Source organism: Neisseria sp. P0021.S005 (genome assembly GCF_051956955.1).
On sequence record NZ_JBQCWY010000308.1, the window covers coordinates 1 to 3,578 of the forward strand.

At 41.5% G+C, this 3,578-nt stretch carries 4 protein-coding genes; all 4 read left to right on the plus strand.

Translation table 11 applies throughout. The features are described 5' to 3' along the window. Window positions 1–84: 84 nt before the first annotated feature. Window positions 85–1,047, plus strand: coding sequence for a D-glycero-beta-D-manno-heptose-7-phosphate kinase (rfaE1, locus tag ACTHUE_RS13230; protein ID WP_070461497.1), 963 nt, complete (start codon window positions 85–87; stop codon window positions 1,045–1,047). Between the two features lie 139 nt (window positions 1,048–1,186). Beyond that, window positions 1,187–2,191, plus strand: coding sequence for an ADP-glyceromanno-heptose 6-epimerase (gene rfaD, locus ACTHUE_RS13235; RefSeq protein ID WP_070461498.1), 1,005 nt, complete (start codon window positions 1,187–1,189; stop codon window positions 2,189–2,191). A gap of 467 nt (window positions 2,192–2,658) precedes the next feature. After that, window positions 2,659–3,003 (plus strand): hypothetical protein, encoded by a 345-nt coding sequence (locus ACTHUE_RS13240; RefSeq protein WP_070461500.1) that lies wholly within the window; start codon window positions 2,659–2,661, stop codon window positions 3,001–3,003. A 408-nt stretch (window positions 3,004–3,411) separates the two neighbouring features. After that, window positions 3,412–3,578: barstar family protein (locus tag ACTHUE_RS13245; protein ID WP_440423685.1), on the plus strand; the 167-nt coding region annotated here is incomplete at its 3' end.

Sequence of the window (3,578 nt, forward strand, 5' to 3'; positions counted from 1 at the left end):
GGTATATGAGCCTCAAGATATTTTTAGGCTGTTAGATCAATAAACTGATAACAAGCCTTACACAGAGATTTTAATGGAGCCAGTATGGTAACCAAGTTCCAACAAGAAACCCTAAAATCACGTTTTGCACAAGCCAAAGTCCTTGTCGTCGGCGATGTGATGCTCGACCGCTATTGGTTTGGCGATGTGTCCCGTATTTCTCCTGAAGCCCCAGTGCCGGTGGCGAAAATCGCCCGTATCGACCAACGAGCGGGTGGGGCGGCGAACGTTGCGCGCAATATCGCCTCATTGGGCGGTAAAGTAGGGCTGTTGTCCGTGACCGGCGATGATGAAGCTGCAGATGCGTTGGACGCATTGATGATGCAAGACGGCGTTTCTTCCTATCTGATGCGCGATAAGCAAATTGCGACTACTGTCAAATTGCGTGTCGTTGCCCGCAACCAGCAGCTTATCCGACTTGACTTTGAAGAATTGCCTCATCGTGAGGTGTTGGAACAAATCAAACATCAATATCGAGAAGTGTTGCCTGAATACGATGCCATTATTTTTTCAGACTACGGCAAGGGCGGTTTGTCGCATATTTCCGATATGATCGATTGGGCGAAGCAGGCCGGTAAACCCGTTTTAATCGACCCGAAAGGCGATGATTACGAGAAATATGCCGGCGCTACGCTGATTACGCCGAATCGTGCAGAATTGAAAGAAGTGGTGGGCAGCTGGAAAAACGAAAATGATTTGACTGAAAAAGCCCAAAACCTGCGCCGTCATCTTGATTTGACCGCGATTTTGCTGACCCGAAGTGAAGAGGGTATGACCCTGTTCAATGAGGGTGAGCCGATTTATCAGCCTACACGGGCCCAAGAAGTCTATGATGTATCGGGTGCAGGCGATACTGTTATTGCCGGAGTGGGTTTGGGTTTGGCCGCTGGTTATACCATGCCTGAAGCGATGCACCTTGCTAATACGGCAGCGGGCGTTGTCGTGGCAAAACTTGGTACGGCGGTTTGCTCGTTTGCCGAATTGACCAAGGCATTGGAAGAGCAATAATTGCTGTTTCAGACGGCCTTAAAATCTAAAGGCCGTCTGAAAATAGAGTTGGAAAATAATCCAGACAGACAAGTTTTTATTTTCAGACGGCATGATTACTTCAAGGCCGTCTGAAAAATCAAAATAAAGGAAACTCATTATGACCATTATCGTAACAGGCGCGGCCGGCTTTATCGGCAGCAACATCGTTAAAGCACTTAACCAGCGCGGTATTACCGACATTGTTGCCGTCGATAATTTGAGCAAAGGCGAAAAATTTAAAAACCTTGCCGAGTGTGAAATTGCCCATTATCTCGATAAACACGAATTTATCCGCCAAGTGCGCGGCCATCTTCTGCCTTACGACGATATCGAAGCCGTTTTTCATCAAGGCGCATGTTCCGATACCATGAATCATGATGGTCTTTACATGATGGACAACAACTACCAGTACACGCTCGATCTCTTGGACTGGTGTCAGGATGAACGCATTCCGTTCCTTTATGCCTCCAGCGCTGCTGTATATGGTAAGGGCGAAATCTTCCGCGAAGAGCGCGAACTGGAAAAACCGCTCAATGTGTATGGCTACTCTAAATTCTTGTTTGACCAAGTATTGCGCCGCCGAATGGAAGAAGGTTTGACCGCCCGAGTCGTCGGCTTCCGCTACTTCAATGTTTACGGACAACAGGAACAACACAAAGGCCGTATGGCATCGGTTGCCTTCCATCATTTCCACCAATACCGCGAGCATGGTTATGTTAATCTGTTTGGCGCTAATGACGGCTACGGTAATGGCGAGCAAACACGCGATTTTGTCAGCGTAGAAGACGTTGCCAAAGTTAACCTTTACTTCTTCGATCATCCCGAGCTTTCAGGCATCTTCAATCTCGGTACAGGTCGTAGCCAACAGTTTAACGATCTTGCCGCTGCCACCGTCAACGCCTGCCGTGCAGCCGAAGGCAAGCCTGAAATGAGTTTGAAAGAGTTGGTTGAAGAAGAACTTATTCGTTATATCCCATTCCCAGATGCGCTTAAAGGCAAATATCAGAGCTTTACTCAAGCGGATATCACCAAGCTGCGCGAAGCCGGGTATAAAGAAGAATTCTTGGATGTAAAACAAGGCGTCAGCCGTTACGTTAAATGGATGCTGGAAAACTTGGTTTAATCCTTCTTGGCTTAAATGAAGAAAGGCCGTCTGAAAAAGGATTTTCAGACGGCCTCATCATTTTGGGAGGCTTTAAAATTATAAATTTGCCTTTATTCGATAAGAATGGAAATAGCGTTTTTTACAACAAAGGTTTCAAAAAGGCTTAGTAGGGTAGCAGTGGATCTGCTGGAGTATTTGTAAAAGCTGTTGAGATATTATAGGTGTGAATAGATGAAATGAGACGATGCTATAACCAGTAAAATAAAAATGACTGGAAGTTTTTTAGTCTATTTATATTTAGGGACTGTACTAGATTATCCATCTGTACTTTTTCTTTAATTTTCAGTGTATTATAATCATATTTCAAGGGTAGCATATCTGCTAATCTAGTAAAGCCCCTAAAATTAATACGAATGGTAAGCAGCAGGGACGCACTCAAGCTGAATATAATGAAATAACACATTTTAAGATAAGGAGTCATTGATATGAAACAGATAGTTGTCCCTTTAAGTGTTGAAGCCATGAAAAAATTAGATTACGATCAAGCTGATGATAATGAACTATATGTATTTAAACTTTCAGAACAAGAGGTTAATTTGTTATTTGAGAAAAATTTCTTCGATAAAATAAATGAGATAATAGATACATATATAGATGATTATGAGGATGAAAAAATAATTGATTTAAGAAAATTAATTATTCTAAAAAATTTTTTACAAGATAATTCCCATCAGGCATTGACAGATATCCCTCTTAGAATATATCAAAATATTTTATTTTTAACTCAGCTGGCTATTTCCAAACAGACAGGTTTATTTTTCTTTTTTTAAATAACAAGCGCATTTGGAAATGCAAACCATAGCCCATATAAAACTTAAACTCAACAAGTAGCATGTGTGCAGAACGCACGCATGCGGTTCTCAAGGTTTGAGCCAAAAGGTCGTCTGAAACAACAAATACCTTTCTTTTAATAAGTTGCCACAGCAATCAGACAAAAGCAGCCTATCTCCACATCCATATAGGCAACATAGGGGAGATATTTTGTAAATTCTACAAATATTTTACCTGCTAAACAGGGTAGGATATGGTATGAAGCGAACATTAGCTTAATAAACACTATGTCAAGATCGAATCAGGCTGGTACTAGATTGTTGTATTCCAATGATGGATTGCTATATAACAACTGATCGTTATATCTCTGCAACACAAATTGGAACTTGTAAATAGGAGTATAACTTATGCAATTAGAGATTATCGGCAGTAAAATTTATACTGAACAAGATTTTCATAATCAAATTTCAAAAATATTTTCTATACATGATTATTATGGGAACAATCTTGATGCTCTGTGGGATTTATTAAGCACAAATTTAGAACGACCGATTACTTTGGTATGGGAAGATGC